Below are 23921 nucleotides of genomic sequence, written 5' to 3'. Positions count from 1 at the left end.
AAGCAACCTAACGATTGCGTTGACATTCGCTGCCTAAGCAGTAATATCTCGTCACACATTCACTGCCTAGGCAGTCATTAGGTGCGCAAATGAAGCATTTCACCCCCGACGAATTCAAGAACTGCCATCTGGGCCTGCTGCTGGGCCGTGCCGCGTTGCTCAAGGACCGGATCATCGACACCCACATGGAGCCCCACGGCATCACCGCCGCGCAGTTCAAGGTGCTGATCATCGTGGCCCAGTACGGCGTCGATACACCGGCCGAGCTGTGCCGGCACCTGTCGCTGGACAGCGGTTCGATGACCCGCATGCTCGACCGTCTGGAGCAGAAAGGCTTCCTGATCCGCCAGCGCAGCGAAGACGATCGCCGTCAGGTGCGGCTGAAGCTGACGGAGCAGGGCCAGCAACTGGCCGACCGCCTGCCGCAGATCGGCGCCGACGCCATGAACGAACTGGCCGGGGCGATCACGCCCGACGAGCTGGTGACCCTGCAACACATCCTCAAGAAAATTCTGCTGGCCGCCGGGGACTCGATCACCGTGCTGCGCCTGGGTGAGCACAATGAGCGGTAAGACCTTGCGCAGCGGCGTGACGCTGCTGCTGTCGGCGATGATCCTCGCCGGCTGCGCCAATTACAGCGGCCTCGAAACCGAAGGCGTGCGGCTCGACGCCAAAAGCCTGAAGGCAGGACAGTCGCTCGACGGCGTGACCCTGTCGCCCGCCGCCTGGCCGAAAAGCGACTGGTGGACCGGCCTCGGCGATCCCCAGCTCGACGGCCTGATCCGCGAAGCCCTGCGCGACAGCCCGGACATGCAGATCGCCGAAGCCCGCGCCCACCAGGCCAACGCCGCCGCGTCCGCCGCCGATGCCGAACGCTACCCGACCCTCGACGCCAGCGCCGGCATCAGCCGTTCGCGCCTGGCCCGCGACCAGGATCCGCGGGGGCAGGGCGGGGCGTACTCCACCGTGCGCAACCTCAGCGCCGGCTTCAACTACAACTTCGACCTGTGGGGCGGCCAGCGTGACGCGTGGGAAGCGGCCCTGGGCCAGGCCCGCGCCGCCGAAGTCGACCGCCAGGCCGCGCAACTGACCTTGGCCGCCGACGTGGCCCGGGCCTACAGCGACCTCGGTCAGGCGCACATCGTCCACGACCTGGCCAGCGAAGACCTCAAGCGCACCCGGCAGATGCTCGACCTGAGCGAGCGGCGCCTGCGTTCCGGCATCGACAGCCAATACCAGCTGCAACAGACCCAAAGCCTGGAGGCCAGCTCCGAAGCCAGCCTGGTCGACGCGGAAAAACGCCTGAACAGCGCCAAGATCGCCCTGGCCGTGCTGCTCGGCAAAGGCCCGGACCGCGGCAACGAAATCGCCCGGCCGAACGTCCTCAAGGCCAGCGCCGTGGCGCTGCCGTCGGTGCTGCCGGCCGAACTGCTCGGCCGTCGCCCGGACCTGGTGGCCGCACGCTGGCGCGTGGAGGCCGCGAGCAAGGACATCGCCTCGGCCAAGACCCGCTTCTACCCCAACCTGAACCTGACGGCCGCCGCCGGCGCCGAGTCCTTGCTGGGCGACGCGATGTTCGGTTCCGCCAGCCGCTTCTTCAACATCGCGCCGACCCTGTCCGTGCCGATCTTCGACGGCGGACGCTTGCGGGCCAACCTCGACGCCAAGGACGCCGACTACGACCTGGCGGTGGCGCAGTACAACAAAAGCCTGGTGAAAGCATTGGGCGATGTCAGCGACAGCCTCAACCAGTTGCGTGACATCGGCCGGCAGATCGGCGCCCAGCAGCACGCGACCGAGATCGCCCAGGAGTCCTACAACACCGTCGTCCAGCGTTACGGTTCCGGCATCGGCAACTACCTGGACGTGCTCAGCATCGAGCAGCAACTGCTGCAGGCCCAGCGTCAGCTGGCCAGCCTCAACGCCGAGCAGATCGACCTGTCGATTCAACTGATGCAAGCGCTGGGCGGCGGCTTCCAGGGTGACACCCTGAGCGCAGCCAACGCCGTTCCAGCCACGCCGCACAACTAATTCAAGGTACTTGCCATGGCCACTGCGCAAAACACTCAAGCTCAAGACAACGCTCAAGACACCGGCAACCCGCGCAAGCGCAAGGCGATGCTGGCGGGGCTGGCCGTTGCGGTCGCCGTCGCCTGCGCCGGCGTCTGGGGCTATCACCAGTTCTACGGCCGCTTCAGCGAAAGCACCGACGACGCCTACGTCAACGGCAACGTGGTCGAGATCACGCCGTTGGTGACCGGTACCGTGGTCAGCATCGGAGCCGACGACGGCGACCTGGTGCAAGAAGGCCAGGTGCTGGTGAACTTCGACCCGAACGACGCCGAAGTCGGCCTGCAGAGCGCCCAGGCCAAACTGGCCCGCACCGTGCGCCAGGTGCGCGGCCTGTACAGCAACGTCGACGGCATGAAAGCCCAGGTCAACGCCCAGCAGGCCGAAGTGCAGAAGGCCCAGGACAACTTCAACCGCCGCAAGAACCTCGCCGCCGGCGGGGCGATTTCCCAGGAAGAGCTGTCCCACGCCCGTGACGACCTGACCTCGGCGCAGAACGCCCTGGCCAACGCCAAGCAGCAACTCAAGACCACCAGTGCGCTGGTCGATGACACCGTGGTGTCGTCGCACCCGGACGTGATGGCCGCCGCCGCCGAACTGCGTCAGGCCTACCTGAACAACGCGCGCAGCACGCTGATCGCGCCGGTCACCGGTTATGTCGCCAAGCGCACCGTCCAGCTGGGCCAACGCGTGCAGCCGGGCACCGCGCTGATGGCGGTGATCCCGCTGAACCAACTGTGGATCGACGCCAACTTCAAGGAAACCCAGTTGCGCGACATGCGCATGGGCCAGCCGGTGGAGATCGAGTCGGACATCTACGGCAGCGACGTGAAGTACAGCGGCACCGTGGACAGCCTCGGCGCCGGCACCGGCAGCGCGTTCGCCCTGCTGCCGGCGCAGAACGCCACCGGCAACTGGATCAAGATCGTCCAGCGCGTGCCGGTGCGCATCCACATCAACGCCGAAGAGCTGGCCAAGCATCCGCTGCGCGTGGGTCTGTCGACCAACGTCGAGGTCAACCTGCACGACCAGAGCGGTCCGGTGCTGGCCCAGCAGCCGCCGCAGAAGGCGTCGTTCACCACCAGCGTGTATGACCGTCAGCTGTCCGAGGCCGACGCGATGATCACCCAGTTGATCCACGACAACAGCGCCGCCGTCAGCAAGACCGCGCAACGCTGACACCCTCCCTGTGGGAGCGGGCTTGCCCGCGAAGGCGACCATCCCGGCAACGCAGATGCCGGCAAGAGCGTCGCCCTCGCGCGCCCGCTTGCTCCTACAAACAGGCTCCAAGGATCCGCAATGAGCAATAACGCCTCTTTTGCGCCGCCCAGCCTGGTGCTCAGCACCATCGGCCTGTCGCTGGCGACCTTCATGCAAGTGCTCGACACCACCATCGCCAACGTGGCGCTGCCGACCATCTCCGGCAACCTCGGCGTGAGTTCGGAGCAGGGCACCTGGGTGATCACCTCGTTTGCCGTGAGCAACGCCATCGCGCTGCCGCTCACCGGCTGGCTGAGCCGGCGCTTCGGCGAGGTGAAGCTGTTCCTGTGGGCGACCATGCTGTTCGTGCTGGCCTCGTTCCTGTGCGGCATTTCCACGTCGATGCCGGAACTGATCGGCTTTCGCGTCCTGCAAGGGCTGGTGGCCGGTCCCCTGTACCCGATGACCCAGACCCTGCTGATCGCGGTCTACCCGCCGGCCAGGCGCGGCATGGCCCTGGCGTTGCTGGCGATGGTCACGGTGGTGGCGCCGATCGCCGGCCCCATCCTCGGCGGCTGGATCACCGATAGCTACAGCTGGCCGTGGATCTTCTTCATCAACGTGCCCATCGGGATCTTCGCGGTGATGGTGGTGCGCCAGCAACTGGCCAAGCGGCCGGTGGTCACCAGCCGTCAGCCGATGGATTACGTGGGGCTGATCTCATTGATCATCGGCGTCGGCGCGTTGCAGGTGATCCTCGACAAGGGCAATGACCTGGACTGGTTCGAGTCGAGCTTCATCATCATCGGCGCGGCGATCTCGGTGGTGGCGCTGGCGGTGTTCGTGATCTGGGAAATGACCGACCGGCATCCGGTGGTCAACCTGCGCCTGTTCTCGCACCGCAATTTTCGCATCGGCACGCTGGTGCTGGTGCTGGGCTACGCGGGGTTCTTCGGCATCAACCTGATCCTGCCGCAGTGGCTGCAGACCCAGATGGGCTACACCGCCACCTGGGCCGGGCTGGCGGTGGCGCCGATCGGCATCTTGCCGGTGGTGCTGTCGCCGTTCGTCGGCAAGTACGCGCACAAGTTCGACCTGCGCCTGTTGGCGGGGCTGGCGTTCCTGGCGATCGGCCTGAGCTGCTTCATGCGCGCCGAGTTCACCAACGAGGTGGACTTCCAGCACGTCGCCCTCGTGCAGCTGTTCATGGGCATCGGCGTGGCGCTGTTCTTCATGCCGACCCTGAGCATCCTGATGTCCGACCTGCCGCCGCACCAGATCGCCGACGGCGCCGGGCTGGCGACGTTCCTGCGTACCCTGGGCGGCAGCTTCGCGGCCTCGCTGACCACCTGGATCTGGATCCGCCGCGCCGACCAGCACCATGCCTACATGAGCGAAAGCATCAGCACCTACGAGCCGGCCACCCGGGAGGCGCTGAACAACCTGGGCGGGGCGGGCAACCCGGCGTATGCGCAACTGGATCATGTGCTGACCGGCCAGGCCTACATGCTTTCCACCGTGGACTATTTCACGCTGCTGGGGTGGGGGTTCATGGCGCTGATCCTGATCGTGTGGCTGGCCAAGCCGCCGTTTTCCGCCAAGGCGGGGCCGGAGGCCAGCGGCCACTGAGGTGTGCGCTTTGGCGTCCTTGCGGACGCTATCGCCAGCAGGCGCCGCAGGATTAAGGCGCGGGAGAAGGCAACGCCGGCGGCGGAGCGAAATCGAACGGCGCCAGCGCAAAGCCGTTGTCGTCCACCTGCAATGCCCAGCCCTGGCGGTCCCAGTCCCCCAGCACGATCCGCTTGGCCGCCTGGTCGCCCAATTGGAGCTTGTGGATGGCCGGCCGGTGGGTGTGGCCGTGGATCAGGGTCTTCACCCCGTGTTCCTCCATGATCCGCGGGATTTCCTCGGGCGTGACGTCGACGATGTCGTTGGCCTTCATCCGCGTCTGCGCACGGCTTTCGCTGCGCAGCTTGCGCGCCAGCTTGTGCCGCGTGCCCAAGGGCAGGTGGCGCAGGATGAACAGGGTGACGGGGTTGCGCAGGTAGCGGCGCAGCTTCATGTAGGCTTCGTCGCGGGTGCATAGGCTGTCGCCGTGCATCAGCAGGACGGGTTCGCCGTTGAGTTGCACGACACTCGGATCCTTCAGCAGCGTGCAGCCGGCCTCTTTGCAGAAGGCCTGGCCGAGCAGGAAGTCGCGGTTGCCGTGCATCAGAAAGATTGCGGTGCCGCTGTCGCTCAGTTCGCGCAGGGCCCGGCAGATGGAACGCTGGAACGCAGTCATGGCATCGTCGCCGATCCACGCCTCGAAAAAGTCGCCCAGGATGTACAGCGCACTCGCCGAGCGGGCGCGTCCGGCGAGCAAATCCAGAAACGCCCGGGTGATGTCCGGGCGCTCCTCTTCCAGATGCAAGTCTGAAATCAGCAATATCACGCTTCGATGATCTCGGCTTTCTCGATGATCACGTCGTCTTTCGGCACGTCCTGGTGGCCGGCCTTGGAGGTGGTGGACACGCCTTCGATCTTGTCGACCACGTCGGTGCCTTCAACCACTTTGCCGAACACGGCGTAGCCCCAGCCCTGAACGGTCTTGCCGGTGTGGTTCAGGAAGCTGTTGTCGGAGGCGTTGATGAAGAACTGCGCCGAAGCCGAATGCGGCTCCATGGTGCGGGCCATGGCGATGGTGTACTTGTCGTTCTTCAGGCCGTTGTCGGCTTCGTTCTGGATGCTCGGGCTCTTGTCTTTCTTTTCCGACATGCCCGGCTCGAAACCGCCGCCCTGGATCATGAAGCCCTTGATGACGCGGTGGAACACGACGTTCTCGTAGTGACCTTTCTTAACGTATTCGATGAAGTTGGCCACGGTGATCGGGGCCTTTTCAGCGTTCAGTTCGATGACGATGTCACCGTGGTTGGTGGTCAGTTTGACTTGAGTCATGGTCAGTACTCTTTATAAGGAATTCGTGGTCTTGGAGCCTCAGGCCCCGCAACCGGTTCAGCCGGTTTCGGCCAAGGTGCGCAGTTTAGCGTGACGGGCGCGAATTTCGAGGCTGTTTTTCACCGGTCCGCGATTAAATGCGTTCCTTTTGTGGGGCCTGCTCTGTCAGCCCCTTGACGGCATCGGCTATGATAGCGGCTTTGTTTTGTCTGGCCCCCTCACGGCGGCCGCGCACATGTACGTCAAGGATCCTATGAGCAAGCCCACCGTCGACCCGACCTCGAACGCCAAGACCGGCCCAGCCGTGCCGGTCAATTTCCTGCGCCCGATCATCCAGGCGGATCTGGACTCGGGCAAGCACACGCAGATCGTCACCCGTTTCCCGCCTGAGCCCAACGGCTACCTGCACATCGGCCACGCCAAGTCGATCTGCGTGAACTTCGGCCTGGCCCAGGAGTTCGGCGGCGTCACCCACCTGCGTTTCGACGACACCAACCCGGCCAAGGAAGACCAGGAATACATCGACGCCATCGAAAGCGACGTCAAATGGCTGGGCTTCGAATGGGCCGGCAAAGTGCGCTACGCCTCGCAGTACTTCGACCAGCTGCACGACTGGGCCGTCGAGCTGATCAAGGCCGGCAAGGCCTACGTCTGCGACCTGACGCCCGACCAGGCCAAGGAATACCGCGGCAGCCTGACCGAGGCCGGCAAGGACAGCCCGTTCCGCGACCGTTCGGTGGAAGAGAACCTGGACTGGTTCGCCCGCATGCGCGCCGGCGAGTTCCCGGACGGCGCCCGCGTGCTGCGCGCCAAGATCGACATGGCCTCGCCGAACATGAACCTGCGCGACCCGATCCTGTACCGCATCCGCCACGCCCATCACCACCAGACGGGCGACAAGTGGTGCATCTACCCCAACTACGACTTCACCCACGGTCAGTCGGACGCCATCGAAGGCATCACCCACTCGATCTGCACCCTGGAGTTCGAAGGCCACCGTCCGCTGTACGACTGGTTCCTCGACAACCTGTCGGTGCCGGCGCACCCGCGCCAGTACGAGTTCAGTCGCCTGAACCTGAACTACACCATCACCAGCAAGCGCAAGCTCAAGCAACTGGTCGACGAGAAGCACGTCAACGGCTGGGACGATCCGCGCATGTCCACGCTGTCGGGCTTCCGCCGCCGTGGCTACACGCCGAAATCGATCCGCAACTTCTGCGAAATGATCGGCACCAACCGTTCCGACGGCGTGGTGGACTTCGGCATGCTTGAGTTCAGCATCCGCGACGACCTCGACCAGAGCGCGCCGCGCGCCATGTGCGTGCTGCGTCCGCTGAAGGTGGTCATCACCAATTACCCGGAAGGCCAGGTCGAGAACCTCGAACTGCCGTGCCACCCGAAAGAGGACATGGGCGTACGCGTCCTGCCGTTCGCCCGGGAAATCTACATCGACCGCGACGACTTCATGGAAGAGCCGCCCAAGGGCTACAAGCGCCTGGAGCCGGCCGGCGAAGTGCGCCTGCGCGGCAGCTACGTGATCCGCGCGGACGAGGCCATCAAGGATGCCGACGGCAACATCGTCGAGCTGCGCTGCTCGTACGACCCGGACACCCTGGGCAAGAACCCTGAAGGCCGCAAGGTCAAGGGCGTTATCCACTGGGTGCCGGCGGCCGCCAGCGTCGAGTGCGAAGTGCGCCTGTACGATCGCCTGTTCCGTTCTCCGAACCCGGAGAAGGCCGAGGACGGCGCCAGCTTCCTGGACAACATCAACCCTGACTCCCTGCAGGTCCTCACCGGTTGTCGTGCCGAACCTTCGCTCGGCAACGCACAGCCGGAAGACCGTTTCCAGTTCGAGCGCGAAGGCTACTTCGTCGCAGACATCAAGGACTCGAAACCGGGCGCACCGGTATTCAACCGTACCGTGACCCTGCGCGACTCCTGGGGTCAGTGATTCAGTCAAGGAATTAACGTGCTTACGATCTACAACACGCTCACCAAGAGCAAAGAAGCCTTCAAGCCGCTGGACGGCAACAAGGTGCGCATGTACGTGTGCGGCATGACCGTGTACGACTTCTGCCACCTGGGCCACGGCCGCAGCATGGTCGCGTTCGACCTGGTGACCCGCTGGCTGCGGTTCAGCGGCTACGACCTGACCTATGTGCGCAACATCACCGACATCGACGACAAGATCATCAACCGGGCCAACGAGAACGGCGAGTCGTTCGAAGCGCTGACCGAGCGCATGATCGCGGCGATGCACGAGGACGAAGCGCGCCTGAACATCCTCAAGCCGGACATGGAACCGCGTGCCACCGACCACATCCCGGGCATGCACGCGATGATCCAGACCCTGATCGACAAGGGCTACGCCTACGCGCCGGGCAACGGCGACGTGTACTACCGCGTCGGCAAGTTCATGGGCTACGGCAAGCTGTCGCGCAAGAAGATCGAAGACCTGCGCATCGGCGCGCGGATCGAGGTCGACGAGGCCAAGCAGGATCCGCTGGACTTCGTGCTGTGGAAAGCGGCCAAGCCGGGCGAGCCGAGCTGGGAATCGCCGTGGGGCGCCGGGCGTCCGGGCTGGCACATCGAGTGCTCGGTGATGTCCACCTGCTGCCTGGGCGAGACCTTCGACATCCACGGCGGCGGCAGCGACCTGGAGTTCCCGCACCACGAGAACGAGATCGCCCAGAGCGAGGCGGCCACCGGCAAGACCTACGCCAACGCGTGGATGCACTGCGGCATGATCCGCATCAATGGCGAGAAGATGTCCAAGTCCTTGAACAACTTCTTCACCATCCGCGACGTGCTCGACAAGTACCACCCGGAAGTCGTGCGTTACTTGCTGGTGTCGAGCCACTACCGCAGCGCGATCAACTATTCGGAAGACAACCTCAAGGACGCCAAGGGCGCCCTGGAGCGTTTCTACCATGCGTTGAAAGGCCTGCCGGCCGTGGCGCCGGCCGGTGGCGAGGCGTTCGTCGAGCGTTTCACCACGGTGATGAACGACGACTTCGGCACGCCGGAAGCCTGTGCGGTGCTGTTCGAGATGGTGCGCGAGATCAACCGCCTGCGCGAAAGCGACATCGACGCGGCGGCCGGTCTGGCGGCGCGCCTGAAGGAACTGGCCAGCGTGCTGGGCGTGCTGCAGCTGGAGGCCGACGACTTCCTGCAGGCCGGCGCCGAAGGGCGTGTCGATGCGGCCGAGGTCGAAGCGCTGATCGCTGCACGCCTGGCGGCGCGGGCCGGCAAGGACTGGGCCGAATCCGACCGCATCCGCGACCAGCTCACCGCCATGGGCGTGGTGCTGGAAGACGGCAAGGGCGGCACGACCTGGCGTCTGGCTGACTGATTGCCGTTGCTTGCCGCAAAACAAAACCCGCCTTGTGCGGGTTTTGTTTTTTTGCTGCCTCAGGATCCTGAGGCGTCCGGGCTGACGCTATCGCTGGCAAGCCAGCTCCCACAGATTTCACAGGTGTTCATCAGTTTTGCGGACGACTCAATTCCCTGTGGGAGCTGGCTTGCCAGCGATGAGGCCCGCCCGTCTAGTGCGTCATTCAGCCTGGCGCAACCGCTTGTACAGGGTGTTGCGGCTGACCCCCAATCGCCGCGCCAAGTGGGAAATGTTCCCTCCGGCCGCCCGCAACTCCCGGTTCAGCGCTTCGGCATCGTTCAGGTCGATCCCCAACGGCGCCATCGTCTCCACCGGCTCCATCTCCAGATCGACAAAAAAATCATCCGGCAAGTGTTCGGGTCGCACCGGTTGATCTTCGGCCATGGCCAGCGCCACCTGCATCACGCTGCTGACCTGGCGCAGGTTGCCGGGCCACGGATGACGGCCAAACAATTCCAGCACCTCCTGGCTCAACCCCGCCCATTGCGTGGGTTCGCGATGCTGTTCCCATAACCGTTTGAACAGCGCCTCCTTATCGCTGCGCTCGCGCAAGGGCGGCAGTTCCAGCGTCAGGCCGCCGATGCGGTAATACAGGTCTTCGCGAAAGCGCCCCAGCTGCACCTGTTCGCGCAACGAGCGGTTGGTGGCGGAGATGATCCGCAAGTCCACCGGGAACAGCTCGCCGCTGCCCACCGGCTGCACGCAACGCTCCTGCAGCACCCGCAGCAGGCGGGCCTGGGTTGGCAGGGGCATGTCGCCGATCTCGTCGAGGAACAGCGTGCCTTTGTCGGCCTTGCGGATCAGGCCGATGCTGCCTTTCTGGTTGGCGCCGGTGAACGCGCCCTTTTCGTAGCCGAACAGTTCGGACTCCACCAGTTCGGCGGGGATCGCCGCGCAGTTGACGGCGATGAACGCCTGTTTGCTGCGGGAGCTGGCCTGGTGCAAGGCCTTGACGAAGACTTCCTTGCCGACGCCGGTCTCGCCGTGGATCAGCAGCGGAATGTCTTTCTCCAGCAGGCGTTCGGCCTGGCGCACGGCCTTTTCCACGCGGCTGTCGCCGAAGTGCAGGGTGCCCAGGCTGACGGCGGCGGGCGCAGCCGCCTTCGGTTCGGCGAACACCCGGGGCTGGACGAGCGCCTGTTTCGGCCGCCTCAGCAGGCACTGGAAGCGGTTGCGCCCTGCGGTCTGCAACGCGAACGGCAGGCCGTCGGGCTGGTTGATCAATTCCAGCAGCGACACCTGGAACAGGCTTTCGACGCTCACCCGCGACAGGCGCAGGCCCAGCAGGTTGTCGGCCCGGCGGTTGGCCGACAGCACCTGGCCGCTTTCGTCGAAGACCAAAAGCCCGGCCCACTGGCTGTCGAGGTTGTTCAACCCGGTGTTGAAGGTCAGCTCGAAGTGCTGGCCGCGGAACAGGTTGAGGATCAGCCGGTTCTCCACGGTCTGGCTCATCATCTTGACCATGCCCAGGGTGTGGGAGGGCGGCAGGTAGCTGTCGCTGGAGACATCCAGCACCGCGATCACCTTGCGTTCGGCGTCGAAGATCGGCGCGGCCGAACCGGTCATGAAGCGGTTGGCCTTGAGGAAATGCTCGTCATGCTCGATGTGCACCGCCTGCTCGCAGGCCAGGGCCGTGCCGATGGCGTTGGTGCCGCTGGAGCGTTCCATCCAGCTGGCGCCGGCCTGGAAACCCCGGGCCAGGTTCGGCTCGATGAAGCGCTGGGTGCCCCAGGACGTCAGCACCTGGCCCTGGTTGTCGGCGAGCATGATCAGGCAGTTGGAGTTGCTCAGGATGTTCTCGTAGTAGGGCAGCACTTCCTGGTGGGTGGTCTGCACCAGCGAGTGGTGGCTGTCGAGCAGGCGGGCGATGCCGGCGGCGGGCAACTGGTCGAACGCCGGGACGCTCTGATGGCTCAGGCCGTAGGCGCGGCAGCGGGACCAGGAGGTCTGGACGATGGCGTCATGGGACAGCGGCGAGGCGGGTGCGGCCATGGCGGTCAGCCTCCGGATGCAGCGTTCTTATTGTTGTTATGGGGCCCACGGGACCGGGCGAAAGCCTCGGTAGAGTGTTGTTCACCTGTGTTCATTGTCAATCGCCGAGGTGTTCAAATGTGTTCAGCAATGAACAGGGTTTGTCGGCGCTTTCGGCGATTTTCGCGACAAATCAACGGCTTGGGATTTCTGGCACGAATGTCGCTCTGCTGCACACGCCACAGGACTCCAACAATAAAAAGGCCGAGCCATGTCACTCACCCTGGAGCATGTCAGCCGCACCGTCGAGGGCCAGACCTGGATCGACGATGCCTGCCTGACCTTCGAACCCGGATCCTTCAACGTTCTGCTGGGGCGCACGCTGTCCGGCAAGACCAGCCTGATGCGCCTGATGGCCGGGCTGGACAAGCCCGACAGCGGCCGCATCCTGATGAACGGCGTCGATGTCACCCAGCGCCCGGTGCGGTTGCGCAACGTGTCGATGGTCTATCAGCAGTTCATCAATTACCCGACCATGACGGTGTTCGAGAACATCGCCTCGCCGCTGCGCCAGGCCGGGATCGCCGACGACGTGATCCAGGCCAAGGTGCTGGAGACGGCGAAGATGCTGCGCATCGAGAAGTTCCTCAAGCGCCATCCGCTGGAACTGTCCGGCGGCCAGCAGCAGCGCACGGCCATGGCCCGGGCGCTGGTCAAGGACGCCGAGCTGATCCTGTTCGACGAACCGCTGGTCAACCTCGACTACAAGCTGCGCGAGGAACTGCGCCAGGAAATGCGCGAGCTGTTCAAGGCCCGCCACACCATCGCCGTCTACGCCACCACCGAGCCCAACGAGGCGCTGGCCCTGGGCGGCACCACCACCATCCTTCACGAGGGCCGGGTGATCCAGAGCGGCGTCTCGACCGAGGTCTACCAGCAGCCCAAGACCGTGCTGGCCGCCGAGCTGTTCTCCGAGCCGCCGATCAACCTGATGCCGGGCCGGATCGCCGGCAACGAGGTGAGCTTCGCCAACTTCGTGCACTTCCCGCTGAACGTCGACCTGCGCCCGGTGGGCGAGGGCGAATTCCGCTTCGGCGTGCGTCCCAGCCACATCTCGCTGGTGCCGAGCAACGATGACGACCTGGAGCTGGCGGTCACCGTCGAAGTGGCGGAGATCAGCGGCTCGGAAACCTTCCTGCACGTGCGCAACGAGCATTTCCTGCTGGTGCTGCACCTGCCGGGCGTCCACGAGTACGACGTCGACGCGCCGATCCGCATCTACATCCCCACCCATAAACTGTTCGTGTTCGATGCGCAGGGCCGTCTGGTGCAGGCACCGGGCCGGCGCGTCGCGAGGGTCGCCTGATGGCCGAGATCCGCTTGCAGCACCTGGCCCACAGCTACACCCGCACCCCGGCGGGGCCTGAGGACTACGCGATCCGCGAGATGGATCACGTCTGGGAGCAGGGCGGCGCGTATGCCTTGCTCGGCCCGTCGGGCTGCGGCAAGTCCACCTTGCTCAACATCATTTCCGGCCTGCTCAGCCCGTCGCAGGGTCATGTGCTGTTCGACGGCAAAGCGGTCAACGACCTGTCGCCGGAGCAGCGCAACATCGCCCAGGTGTTCCAGTTCCCGGTGGTCTACGACACCATGACGGTGTTCGACAACCTGGCGTTCCCGCTGCGCAACCAGGGGCTGGCGGAGGCGAAGGTGCACAGCAAGGTGCAGGAGATCGCCGACGTCCTCGACCTGCAGAGCCTGCTGAACAAGAAGGCCCGCAACCTTACCGCCGACGAAAAGCAGAAAGTCTCCATGGGCCGCGGGCTGGTGCGCGACGATGTCTCGGCGATCCTGTTCGACGAGCCGCTGACGGTGATCGACCCGCACCTGAAATGGAAACTGCGGCGCAAGCTCAAGCAGATCCACGAGCAGTTCAACATCACCATGGTCTACGTCACCCACGATCAGCTGGAGGCCTCGACCTTCGCCGACAAGATCGCGGTGATGTACGGCGGCCAGATCGTCCAGTTCGGCACGCCGCGGGAACTGTTCGAGCGGCCGAGCCACACCTTCGTCGGCTACTTCATCGGCAGCCCGGGGATGAACCTGATCGAGGTGCAGCCGCAGCCCGGCGGGGTGGGGTTCGCCTCGACCCACCTGCCGTTGTCCGAGGCCCTGCAGCGCCACATCGAGCACGGCCAGTGGAAGAACCTCAAGGTCGGCATCCGCCCCGAGTTCGTCCATGTCTGGGACGAGCCGTTCGAGGACGCCCTGCAGGCCAAGGTCGTGCACGTCGAAGACCTTGGCACCTACAAGATCCTCACCCTCAACCTCGACGGCGTGCCGCTCAAGGTGCGCCTGGCCGAAGACAAGCCGGTGCCCCAGGGCATTGCGCACATCAGTTTTCCGGCCCAGTGGCTGATGGTCTATGCCGACGAGTTCCTGCTCGACACCACCGACGACAGCGAGGTGCTGCCATGAACAAGGTGCAGAACAACAAGGCCTGGTGGCTGGTGCTGCCGGTGTTCCTGCTGGTGGCGTTCAGCGCCGTGATCCCGATGATGACGGTGGTCAACTATTCGGTGCAGGACATCTTCGACCAGTCCAGCCGCTACTTCGTCGGCGCCGACTGGTACCGGCAGGTGCTGCTCGACCCGCGCCTGCACGACTCGCTGCTGCGCCAGTTCATCTATTCGGCCTGCGTGCTGGCGATCGAGATCCCGCTGGGCATCGCCATCGCCCTGACCATGCCGACCAAGGGCCGCTGGTCGTCGGTGGTGCTGATCGTGCTGGCGATCCCGCTGCTGATCCCGTGGAACGTGGTGGGCACCATCTGGCAGATCTTCGGCCGCGCCGACATCGGCCTGCTCGGGGCGGGCCTCAATGCCGTGGGCATCAGCTACAACTACGCGGCCAACACCATGGACGCCTGGGTCACGGTGCTGGTGATGGACGTGTGGCACTGGACGTCGCTGGTGGCGCTGCTGTGCTTCTCCGGCCTGCGGGCGATCCCCGACGTGTACTACCAGGCGGCGCGGATCGACCGGGCCTCGGCCTGGGCGGTGTTCCGCCACATTCAGTTGCCCAAGCTGAAAAGCGTGCTGCTGATCGCGGTGATGCTGCGCTTCATGGACAGTTTCATGATCTACACCGAGCCGTTCGTGCTCACCGGCGGCGGGCCGGGCAACGCCACCACGTTCCTGAGCCAGACGCTGACCCAGATGGCCGTCGGCCAATTCGATCTGGGGCCGGCGGCGGCGTTCTCGCTGGTGTACTTCCTGATCATCCTGCTGGTGTCCTGGCTGTTCTACACGGCCATGACCCACAACGACGCCAACCGCTGAGGCCCGGCCATGAGCAAGAGAAAGCTGATTCCGCTGCTGGTGTACATCCTGTTCCTGCTGGTGCCGATCTACTGGCTGCTGAACATGTCGTTCAAGAGCAACACCGAGATCCTCGGCGGGCTGACGGTGTTTCCCCAGGACTTCACCTGGCACAACTACAAGGTGATCTTCACCGACCCGAGCTGGTACACCGGCTACCTCAACTCGCTGTACTACGTGAGCCTGAACACGGTGATTTCCCTGAGCGTGGCGCTGCCGGCGGCCTATGCGTTCTCGCGCTACCGGTTCCTGGGCGACAAGCACCTGTTCTTCTGGCTGCTGACCAACCGCATGGCGCCGCCGGCGGTGTTCCTGCTGCCGTTCTTCCAGCTGTATTCGTCGATCGGCCTGTTCGACACCCACATCGCGGTGGCGCTGGCCCACTGCCTGTTCAACGTGCCGCTGGCGGTGTGGATCCTGGAGGGCTTCATGTCCGGGGTGCCCAAGGAAATCGACGAGACCGCCTACATCGACGGCTACAGTTTCCCCAAGTTCTTCGTGAAGATCTTCATCCCGCTGATCGGCTCCGGCATCGGCGTCACGGCGTTCTTCTGCTTCATGTTTTCCTGGGTCGAGCTGCTGTTGGCGCGCACGCTGACGTCGGTGAACGCCAAGCCCATCGCGGCGGTGATGACCCGCACGGTGTCCGCGTCGGGCATCGACTGGGGCGTGCTGGCGGCGGCGGGGGTGTTGACCATTTTGCCGGGCATGCTGGTGATCTGGTTTGTCCGCAACCACGTGGCCAAGGGCTTTGCCCTGGGCCGGGTATGAGGAACCGATGATGGAATGGATGAGCTGGACGATCCCGACGGCGGCGTTCTTTGGCGTCATCGCCCTGATCCTGGTGGCCATGACCACCTGGGAGCTGCGTTCGCCAAGCGTTGTGCGCAAAGGTTTCCTGCCGATCGCCACCACCCGTGGCGACCGCTTGTTCATCGGTCTTCTGGGCAGCGCCTACCTGCATTTGCTGGTGATCGGCGTCACCGGTTGGAGCATCTGGATAGCGTTTGCGTTGTCTGTGGTGTGGCTGTTGGCTGTGATGCGTTGGGGGTGACCGAATCGCTCGGCGATGCGGCTCCGGAACTTAAACAGGAGGTCTCTATGTTCGACAAAAACAATAAGCTGCGACATAGCATTTCATTGGCGGCCCTGCTGGCCTTGAGCGGTCTGAGCGCTTCGGCCTGGGCCGATGCCTACGAAGAGGCGGCGAAGAAGTGGATCGGCAGCGAGTTCAAGCCGTCCACCCTGACGGCCGATCAGCAACTGGCGGAACTGAAGTGGTTCATCAAGGCCGCCGAGCCGTTTCGCGGGATGGACATCAAGGTCGTCTCGGAAACCCTGACCACCCACGAGTATGAGTCCAAGGTGCTGGCCAAGGCCTTCACCGAAATCACCGGGATCAAGGTCACCCACGACCTGCTCCAGGAAGGCGACGTGGTGGAGAAGCTGCAGACCGTGATGCAGTCGGACAAGAGCATCTATGACGGTTGGGTCAACGACTCCGACCTGATCGGCACGCATTTTCGCTACGGCAAGACCGAAGCGATCAGCGACCTGATGGCCAACGAAGGCAAGGACTTCACTTCGCCGACCCTGGATCTCAAGGACTTCATCGGCACCTCGTTCACCACCGCGCCGGACGGCAAGCTGTACCAATTGCCCGACCAGCAGTTCGCCAACCTGTACTGGTTCCGCGCCGACTGGTTCGAGCGCGCGGACCTGAAGGCCAAGTTCAAGGAAAAGTACGGCTATGAGCTGGGCGTGCCGGTGAACTGGTCGGCCTACGAGGACATCGCCAAGTTCTTTAGCGAAGACGTCAAGGAAATCGACGGCAAGCGCATCTACGGGCACATGGACTACGGCAAGAAGGATCCGTCCCTGGGCTGGCGTTTCACCGACGCCTGGTTCTCCATGGCCGGCGGCGGCGACAAGGGCCTGCCCAACGGCTTGCCGGTGGACGAGTGGGGGATCCGCGTCGAGGACTGCCATCCGGTGGGCTCCAGCGTGACCCGCGGCGGCGACACCAACGGCCCGGCGGCGGTGTTCGCCACCACCAAATACGTCGACTGGCTGAAGAAGTACGCGCCGCCGGAAGCCGCAGGCATGACCTTCTCCGAATCGGGGCCGGTGCCGTCCCAGGGCAACATCGCCCAGCAGATCTTCTGGTACACCGCGTTCACCGCCGACATGACCAAGCCGGGCCTGCCGGTGGTCAACGCCGACGGCACGCCGAAATGGCGGATGGCGCCGTCGCCGCGCGGGCCGTACTGGGAAGAGGGGATGAAGCTGGGCTATCAGGACGTGGGTTCTTGGACGTTCATGAAGTCCACGCCCGAGAAGCAGAAGCTCGCGGCCTGGCTGTACGCGCAGTTCGTGACCTCGAAAACCGTGTCGCTGAAGAAAACCATCGTCGGCCTGACGCCGATCCGCGAGTCGGACATCAACTCCCAGGCCATGACCGACCTGGCGCCCAAGCTCGGCGGCCTGGTGGAGTTCTACCGCAGCCCGGCCCGCATCCAGTGGACGCCGACCGGCACCAACGTGCCTGACTACCCGCGCCTGGCGCAGCTTTGGTGGAGCCACATCGCCGAGGCCGCCAGCGGCGACAAGACCCCGCAGGAAGCCCTCGACGGCCTGGCCAAGGATCAGGACGCGATCATGACCCGCCTGGAACGCTCCAAGGCCCAGGCCACCTGCGCGCCGAAAATGAACCCCGAGCGCGATGCGCAATACTGGTTCGACCAACCCGGCGCACCGAAGCCGAAACTGGCCAACGAAAAGCCCAAGGGCGAGACCGTGAGCTACAACGAACTGCTCAAGTCGTGGGAGGCGGCGCGCAAGTGAGGGCGGGGACGTAACGAATGAACGGCACCGGAAGGTGCCGTTCTTGTTTCTGCATCGGATTAAACCAGAACAGCCAGATCGGTGTATTGAGCCACCACAGGGTCGGCGGTCAGCAATTTCATGGGCTCTGTCAGTGCGGCGGCGATGATCAGACGGTCGAAGGGGTCGCGGTGATGAGGCTGAAGATCCTTCACGGCGATGGCGTGTTCGGTGGATACGGGCAGTTCGATGAAACCGCTTTCGAGGCAGTATTGGCGGATTTCCTCCAGATCGACACTCAGCTTGCCGAGCCCCACTTTGATCGCCATCTCCCAAAACGATGCTGCACTGACATAGATGTCGGCAGCGTTGTCGATGAGCTTTCTGGCCTTGATCGACAGTCTCGGGTTGTCATCGAGTGTCCAGAGCAGGATATGGGTATCGAGCAACAACCTCATGCTTGAGTGCCTTCGAAGGCATCCAGCATCTCGTCTGACAATGGGGCGTCGAAGTCATCGGGTAGCGTCAGTTTTCCCTTCATGGCTCCGATGCGCCGGGCATCGGGTTTTCCGGCGGGAACGAGGCGTGCGAGTGCACGACCATGTTTGGCAATCGTGATGATTTTTCCGGCTGCGGCTTCATCGACGAGTTTGGACAGGTTGTTTTTGGCTTCGGCCAACGGAACGATGATCATCATGTTTCCCCTGAGTTCTGGACAAATATAGCCAGAATGTTGTGGGGCCGCAAAAGGGTGCGATTGTTCAGCGCAGACAAGTGCCCGGCGGACTGATCCCGCTCCGTATGCCGTTGCCGCGCCCCAAACCTGTTGTCGAACGGCCAACGTATCAAGGCCTTCAATCCATTCGCAAAAGGTGTCCCGTTTCATCATCCGGCCTCGCTCCGATAGTCCATCCGTCAGGCACTACCCTAAAGAGTTTCACTGAGGCTGGCTGTAGGACGAAACGGACGTTACGGCGCGAGCTTTCGGCGTTTGTGGGGGGATGGGGCGCAGCGGTAACGAATCCTACAAGAGCTGCGGTGCACCCCATCGAGCCGGAGCGACTCACGTATCCGAATTGGGAAACCCCAACCTGAACACCGTCATCGCGCCCGGCAGGCTCTTCACCTCGGCCACGCCCCGGTGCAGGCTCATGATCGAGCGCACAATGGCCAGGCCCAGGCCGGTGCTGCCCTGGGTGCGCGAGCGGCTGCTGTCGACCCGGTAGAAGCGGTCGAACAGGTGCGGCAGGTGCTGCGCCTCGATGCCGGCGCCGGGGTTGCTCACCAGCAGCGAGGACTGGGCGGCGCCCCGTTCGATCAGCAGGGTGACCGTCTTGCCGTCCGGGCAGTGGCGCAGGGCGTTGGAGAGCAGGTTGGAGATCGCCCGCTGGATCATCAGGCGGTCGCCCAGCACGCGGGCGCTGCCGATCACGCTCAGCTGGATCCGCTTGTCCTGGGCCGTCAGGGCGAACATCTCGGCCACTTTGCGCGCTTCGTCCGCCAGCTCGACCGGTTCGAACGGCGCCAGCGCCGAAGGATGGCTGACCTGCGCCAGGAACAGCATGTCGGACACGATCCGCGCCACCCGTTCCAGTTCCTCGATGCAGGACACCAGCACGTCCTGGTACTCCTCCACGCTGCGTTCCCGGGACAGCGTCACCTGGGCCTTGCCCATCAGGTTGTTGATCGGCGTGCGCAGTTCATGGGCCAGGTCGTCGGAAAACTGCGACAGTTGCTGCACCCCCGCGTCCAGGCGATGGAGCATGACGTTGATGCCCTGGGCCAGCTCGCTCAGTTCCTGGGGCATGTTCACCACCGACAAGCGATGATCCAGGTCCTGGGTCGAGACCATCGCCGCCACCTTGCGGAACTCGCGCATCGGCGCCAGCCCCCGCTGCACGGCGCCCCAGGCGCTGAGCCCGATGAAGATCAGCAGCAGCGGCAGCGCCATCAGCGTCGAGCGCAGGTAAGCGCTGAGCAAGGCCTGGTCGTGGGCGTTGTCCACCGACAGCAGCAGCGGCACGCGGGTGCCGTCCTTGAGGCGCACGAGCTTGGTCGCCGTGAGGAACTTGGCCCCGGCGGAGTCGGTGCTGGCGGTGTAGGCCAGTTCGTCGGTCGCCGTCCGCGCGGCCTTGAGCTCCAGACGCGGATCGGCCATGCCGGCGCCGGACTTGAGCAGCGGCGTGCGCGGGTTGTCGAGGTCGTAGAGGGTCAGAGTGAGGTTGTCATGGCCCATGACCTGATCCAGCAGGATGTGGGGTTTGGAGCGGATTTCGCCGGGGTCGGTGTACAGCGAAAGGCTGTGTTCGACCTGTTCCATCTTGCTGGCCAGGCTGTCCCGGGACAGCGCGTTCAGTTCGTGGGTCAGGGCGAAGTAGGCCAACACCGCCAAGAACACCACCAGCAGCGCGCCCAGCGCGCTGACCGTGATCCCCAGGCGCATCGACAGGCTGACCGGCTTCATTCCCGCGCCTCCAGCACATAGCCGACGCCGCGCAGGGTGTGGATCAGCTTGCTGGCGAACGGGTCGTCGATCTTGGCCCGCAGGCGACGGATCGAGACCTCCACCACATTGGTGTCGCAGTCGAAGTTCATGTCCCAGACCAGCGAGATGATCTGGGTGCGGGTCAGCACCTCGCCGGACTGGCGCATCAGCAGGTGCAGCAGGGCGAATTCCTTGGTGGTGAGGTCGATGCGCTGCCCGTCGCGAAAGGCCCGGTGACGGCCCGGGTCGAGCTCCAGGTCGGCCACCTTGAGCACCTGCGGCACCGGAATGTTCTCGCTGCGGCGCATGAGCGTGCGCACCCGCGCCAGCAGTTCGGGAAACTCGAACGGCTTGACCAGATAGTCGTCGGCGCCCAGGTCCAGGCCGCGGATCTTGTCGGCCAGGCGGCCGCGGGCGGTGAGCATCATCACCCGGGTGGAGCGGGTGCGGCGCAGTTGCTCAAGCACGCTCCAGCCGTCCAGTTCCGGCAGGTTGACGTCGAGGATCATCAGGTCATAGGCCTGCTGTTGCGCCAGGTGCAGCCCGTCGGCGCCGTTGGCCGCACGGTCGACGACATAACCGCTTTCCGTCAGCCCCTGGTGCAAGTATTCGGCAGTTTTAAGCTCGTCCTCGACAATAAGGATTCGCATGGTCAATCACCACTTTCATTGAAGGGTCAATTAATGGATCAGGCTGTGGAAGTTGTTGTTCTTATCGGCCGGTTCAGTTGTTTAGTTGCGGCGGTCCAATGTGTTTCCTGCGGGCATTTGGCCGAAGGAAGGCGTGCAGGATAAAGTCTGTAGTCACTTCAGGGTCAAACGAAGACGTTGATCGGATGCGCCTAAATCGGCCTTCTGCGACGGTCTGTCGCAGCGCTGAGGGCGATTTTTCATGCACTTCATGAATCCAGGAGTGCGGCAAGTGCTGTTCGGCAGATACTCGAAGAGTAAGTGTTTCGTTGTATTTCTAATTGGCCGTGCACACTTCCATGCTAGAGCAAAAGTTACCGGGCCAACGCTGGATAACGTATTTGTAATGTTCCAGTCACCTTGTCGATAAGTTCAAAACCCTACCGTGGCGGCATCGAAGATTCCCGAATCGAAAAGGAAACATTCAATTGCCCGGTTTAAATGAACGGACGGCGCGCCCGCGCCTGAAAAACACGCGGCGGGTGTTGTATGCCGCCGGCCTCCTGCTGTGGGGCGGCTGCGCCATGGCGGTCGTTTCGCCGGGCCCGGCGCTGACCCTCGACCAGGCCCTGCAGGCGGCCTTCGCCGGCAACCCCGAGTTGGCGGCGGCCGGCTGGGAAATCGGCATCGCCGCGGGCGAACGGCAGCAGGCGGGGCTGATCCCCAACCCGGAGGTTTCCTGGGAGGCCGAAGACACCCGCCGCGAGTCGCGCACCACCACGGTGACCCTCAGCCAGCCCATCGAGCTGGGCGGCAAGCGCGGGGCCCGGATCGACGTGGCGAGCCGGGCCCAGGACGCGGCGGGCATTGAGCTTGAGCGCAAGCGCCTCGGCCTGCGCGCCGACGTGATCCAGGCCTACACCGCCGTGCAGACGGCCCAGCAACGGCTGCAGCTGTCCCGTCAGTCGCTGGCGTTGGCCGAGCATGGCTTGCGGGTGGCGCAGGGACGGATCGGGGCGGGCAAGTCGTCGCCGGTCGAAGGCACGCGGGCCGAGGTGCAATTGTCGGAGGTGCGCCTTGAGCTGAGCCGGGCCGAGCGCGACCGGGCCAACGCCTGGCAGCAACTGGCGCAGGTCATGGGCGCGCCGTTGCCGGACGCGGCCGAGGTGCCGCCGGCTGCCGCGAGTCTGCCGGCGGTGCCGCCGTCGTCCCGGTTGCTCGGGCGCCTGAACGAGACCGCCGAACTGCGCCTGGCGGCGTTGCAGATCGACCAGCGCGAAGCCTCGTTGGGGCTGGAGAAAGCCCAGCGGATTCCGGACCTGACCGTCAGCGTCGGCAGCCAGTACAGCGAAACGGAACGCGAGCGGGTCAACGTCGTCGGGCTGTCGATGCCCATTCCGCTGTTCAACCGCAATCAGGGCAACGTGTTGGCCGCCGCGCGCCGCGCCGATCAGGCCCGGGATCTGCGCAACGCCACGGAGCTGCGCCTGCGCACCGAAATCCAGACCGCGCTGGAGCAATGGCGGACCGCCAACGGCGAAGCGCAGGCGTTCGACCAGAACATCCTGCCGGCCGCGCAACGGGCCGTGGACAGCGCCACCCGTGGCTTCGAAATGGGCAAGTTCGCCTTTCTCGACGTGCTCGACGCCCAGCGCACCTTGATCGGCGCCCGCACCCAATACGTCCAGGCCGTCGCCGAGGCGACCGACGCCCGGGTGCGCGTCGAGCGCATTTTCGGCGATCTCGACGCGTTCGCCGCCGGTCGCTGAATTTCATTGTTTCGATCACCGCAGCGCGGCATCGGCGGCGCGGCGCAGAGGAGTTTCCATGGATAAAAAACTGATGGCGGTCGCGGTGGCGACCTTGAGCCTGGGCATCGGAATCGGCGCGTTGTGGGTGGGCAACCTTTCCGATGGCGCCCATGCCGACGAGGCGGCCGAGCACGCGGAGCATGCGGCCGAAAGCGCAGCGGCCGAAGGCGGGCACGATGAAGGCGAAGAAGGGCAACTGACCCTGAGCGCCGAACAGATCGCCGCCTCGGGCATTCAACTGGCCCAGGCCCAGGCGGCGGGGCTGAGCTTCGGGTTGCCGTTCCCCGGCGAAGTGCGCTTCGACGAAGACCGCACCGCGCACGTCGTGCCGCGGGTGCCCGGCGTCGTGGAGTCGGTGCCGGTGGTGCTCGGCCAACCGGTGAAGAAGGGCCAGTTGCTGGCGGTGATCGCCAGCCAGCAGATCTCCGATCAGCGCAGCGAGCAGGCGGCGGCGCAACGCCGCCTGGCCTTGGCGCGCACGACCTATGAACGGGAGAAGCAGCTGTGGCAGGACAGGATTTCCGCCGAGCAGGATTTCCTTCAGGCCCGCCAGGCGCTGGAAGAGGCTGAGATCGCCCTGGCCAACGCCCGGCAGAAGATCAGCGTGCTCAGCGGCAGCATGGCCGCCGCCGGAGGCAACCGCTATGAGCTGCGCGCGCCGTTCGACGGCGTGGTGGTGGAGAAGCACCTGACGCCGGGCGAGGTGGTCGACGAGACCACCAACGCCTTCACCCTGTCGGACCTGTCGCGGGTGTGGGTGACCTTCGGTGTTTCGCCCAAGGATCTGAACCGGGTGCAGGTGGGCAAGCCAGTGACCGTCAGCGCGCCGGAACTCAATGCCGAAGTGGCCGGCACCGTGGCTTACGTCGGCAATCTGCTCGGTGAGCAGACGCGCACCGCGACGGTCCGCGTGACCCTGGCCAACCCGCAGGGCGCCTGGCGTCCGGGGCTGTTCGTGACGGCGTTGGTGGCCACCGACAGCCGGCAGGTCAAGGTGGCCGTGCCGGAGGCCGCGATCCAGACCGTGGAGGACCGGCCCACGGTGTTCGTGCGCACCGGCGATGGCTTCAAGGCGCAAGCGGTGGTGCCGGGCAGCCGCGCCGCCGGACTGGTGGAAATCACCGAAGGGCTGGAGGCCGGCACCCAGGTCGCCGCCGCCGGCAGCTTCATTCTCAAATCGGAATTGGGCAAGGCCTCGGCCGAGCACGCTCACTGATC

Annotated in this window: 21 protein-coding genes; 14 read left to right on the top strand and 7 right to left on the bottom strand. The window is 64.6% G+C overall.

From position 1 onward, the window contains the following. Positions 1-89: 89 nt before the first annotated feature. The 4 genes from CAG41_RS10010 (at position 90) to CAG41_RS09995 (ending at position 4899) form a co-directional block, all read left to right on the top strand. Positions 90-572, top strand: a complete 483-nt coding sequence (locus tag CAG41_RS10010) for a MarR family winged helix-turn-helix transcriptional regulator (RefSeq protein WP_085579733.1) — start codon at positions 90-92, stop codon at positions 570-572. After that, a complete protein-coding gene (locus CAG41_RS10005) occupies positions 562-2031 on the top strand; it encodes an efflux transporter outer membrane subunit (RefSeq protein ID WP_085630567.1) in 1470 nt (489 codons plus the stop codon). The genes CAG41_RS10010 and CAG41_RS10005 overlap by 11 nt, the downstream gene beginning before the upstream one ends. A gap of 15 nt (positions 2032-2046) precedes the next feature. After that, the gene (locus CAG41_RS10000) at positions 2047-3249 is read left to right on the top strand and encodes an HlyD family efflux transporter periplasmic adaptor subunit (protein ID WP_085630565.1); all 1203 of its coding nucleotides are present in this window, start codon (positions 2047-2049) and stop codon (positions 3247-3249) included. Between the two features lie 120 nt (positions 3250-3369). Continuing rightward, the gene (locus tag CAG41_RS09995; RefSeq protein ID WP_085579739.1) at positions 3370-4899 is read left to right on the top strand and encodes a DHA2 family efflux MFS transporter permease subunit; all 1530 of its coding nucleotides are present in this window, start codon (positions 3370-3372) and stop codon (positions 4897-4899) included. Between the two features lie 52 nt (positions 4900-4951). Here CAG41_RS09995 and lpxH read toward each other — a convergent pair whose 3' ends face one another. Together lpxH and CAG41_RS09985 are read right to left on the bottom strand one after the other, a co-directional pair. Next, positions 4952-5704, bottom strand: coding sequence for a UDP-2,3-diacylglucosamine diphosphatase (gene lpxH / locus CAG41_RS09990; protein ID WP_085706946.1), 753 nt, complete (start codon positions 5702-5704; stop codon positions 4952-4954). Then, positions 5701-6207 carry a peptidylprolyl isomerase gene (locus tag CAG41_RS09985; RefSeq protein ID WP_085579743.1) on the bottom strand — a complete coding sequence of 169 codons (507 nt, stop codon included), beginning with the start codon at positions 6205-6207 and terminating at the stop codon, positions 5701-5703. The genes lpxH and CAG41_RS09985 overlap by 4 nt, the downstream gene beginning before the upstream one ends. A 253-nt stretch (positions 6208-6460) precedes the next feature. Here CAG41_RS09985 and CAG41_RS09980 point away from each other — a divergent pair, with 253 nt between their 5' ends. Both CAG41_RS09980 and cysS read left to right on the top strand, forming a co-directional pair. Continuing rightward, positions 6461-8158 (top strand): glutamine--tRNA ligase/YqeY domain fusion protein, encoded by a 1698-nt coding sequence (locus CAG41_RS09980; protein WP_085706945.1) that lies wholly within the window; start codon positions 6461-6463, stop codon positions 8156-8158. Positions 8159-8176: 18 nt separating this feature from the next. Beyond that, positions 8177-9559 carry a cysteine--tRNA ligase gene (cysS, locus tag CAG41_RS09975; protein ID WP_085579747.1) on the top strand — a complete coding sequence of 461 codons (1383 nt, stop codon included), beginning with the start codon at positions 8177-8179 and terminating at the stop codon, positions 9557-9559. Positions 9560-9760: 201 nt separating this feature from the next. Here the strand turns inward: cysS and CAG41_RS09970 are convergent, their stop codons facing one another. Beyond that, on the bottom strand, positions 9761-11593 hold the full coding sequence (locus CAG41_RS09970) for a sigma-54-dependent Fis family transcriptional regulator (RefSeq protein ID WP_085706944.1): 1833 nt from the start codon (positions 11591-11593) through the stop codon (positions 9761-9763). Between the two features lie 250 nt (positions 11594-11843). On the opposite strand from CAG41_RS09970, the gene CAG41_RS09965 reads away from it, so the two are divergent. The 6 genes from CAG41_RS09965 to CAG41_RS09940 are packed head-to-tail and all read left to right on the top strand — an operon-like array spanning position 11844 to position 17799. Further along, positions 11844-12938, top strand: coding sequence for an ABC transporter ATP-binding protein (locus tag CAG41_RS09965; RefSeq protein WP_085706943.1), 1095 nt, complete (start codon positions 11844-11846; stop codon positions 12936-12938). Then, positions 12938-14053 carry an ABC transporter ATP-binding protein gene (locus tag CAG41_RS09960; RefSeq protein ID WP_085579753.1) on the top strand — a complete coding sequence of 372 codons (1116 nt, stop codon included), beginning with the start codon at positions 12938-12940 and terminating at the stop codon, positions 14051-14053. The genes CAG41_RS09965 and CAG41_RS09960 overlap by 1 nt, the downstream gene beginning before the upstream one ends. Continuing rightward, positions 14050-14916: a carbohydrate ABC transporter permease gene (locus CAG41_RS09955; RefSeq protein ID WP_085656379.1), complete on the top strand. Its 867-nt coding sequence runs from the start codon at positions 14050-14052 to the stop codon at positions 14914-14916. Before CAG41_RS09960 ends, CAG41_RS09955 begins: the two co-directional genes overlap by 4 nt. Positions 14917-14925: 9 nt before the next feature. Beyond that, complete coding sequence (locus CAG41_RS09950; RefSeq protein ID WP_085579757.1) at positions 14926-15726, top strand: carbohydrate ABC transporter permease; 801 nt, start codon at positions 14926-14928, stop codon at positions 15724-15726. 10 nt (positions 15727-15736) lie between these two features. Further along, a complete protein-coding gene (locus CAG41_RS09945) occupies positions 15737-16009 on the top strand; it encodes a DUF2160 domain-containing protein (protein ID WP_085580095.1) in 273 nt (90 codons plus the stop codon). Positions 16010-16056: 47 nt separating this feature from the next. After that, positions 16057-17799, top strand: a complete 1743-nt coding sequence (locus CAG41_RS09940; RefSeq protein ID WP_085706942.1) for an ABC transporter substrate-binding protein — start codon at positions 16057-16059, stop codon at positions 17797-17799. Between the two features lie 59 nt (positions 17800-17858). Here CAG41_RS09940 and CAG41_RS09935 read toward each other — a convergent pair whose 3' ends face one another. From CAG41_RS09935 to CAG41_RS09920, 4 genes are all read right to left on the bottom strand, one after another. Then, a complete protein-coding gene (locus CAG41_RS09935) occupies positions 17859-18236 on the bottom strand; it encodes a type II toxin-antitoxin system VapC family toxin (protein WP_085630556.1) in 378 nt (125 codons plus the stop codon). Next, on the bottom strand, positions 18233-18664 hold the full coding sequence (locus tag CAG41_RS28810; protein ID WP_256575478.1) for a type II toxin-antitoxin system Phd/YefM family antitoxin: 432 nt from the start codon (positions 18662-18664) through the stop codon (positions 18233-18235). Before CAG41_RS28810 ends, CAG41_RS09935 begins: the two co-directional genes overlap by 4 nt. A gap of 177 nt (positions 18665-18841) precedes the next feature. Then, positions 18842-20242, bottom strand: a complete 1401-nt coding sequence (locus CAG41_RS09925) for a heavy metal sensor histidine kinase (protein WP_085579763.1) — start codon at positions 20240-20242, stop codon at positions 18842-18844. Beyond that, entirely contained in the window at positions 20239-20913 is a 675-nt protein-coding gene (locus CAG41_RS09920; RefSeq protein WP_085580099.1) for a heavy metal response regulator transcription factor, read from the bottom strand. The genes CAG41_RS09925 and CAG41_RS09920 overlap by 4 nt, the downstream gene beginning before the upstream one ends. 467 nt (positions 20914-21380) lie before the next feature. On the opposite strand from CAG41_RS09920, the gene CAG41_RS09915 reads away from it, so the two are divergent. Together CAG41_RS09915 and CAG41_RS09910 are read left to right on the top strand one after the other, a co-directional pair. Continuing rightward, positions 21381-22661, top strand: coding sequence for a TolC family protein (locus tag CAG41_RS09915; protein WP_085630554.1), 1281 nt, complete (start codon positions 21381-21383; stop codon positions 22659-22661). Positions 22662-22719: 58 nt separating this feature from the next. Next, positions 22720-23919, top strand: coding sequence for an efflux RND transporter periplasmic adaptor subunit (locus tag CAG41_RS09910; protein WP_085579767.1), 1200 nt, complete (start codon positions 22720-22722; stop codon positions 23917-23919). Positions 23920-23921 lie beyond the last annotated feature (2 nt).

The organism is Pseudomonas sp. B35(2017) (genome assembly GCF_002113645.1).
GTDB lineage: Bacteria > Pseudomonadota > Gammaproteobacteria > Pseudomonadales > Pseudomonadaceae > Aquipseudomonas > Aquipseudomonas ekonensis.
Note: the sequence above shows the minus strand (reverse complement) of the source record. Positions and strands in the feature narration are given on the sequence as shown.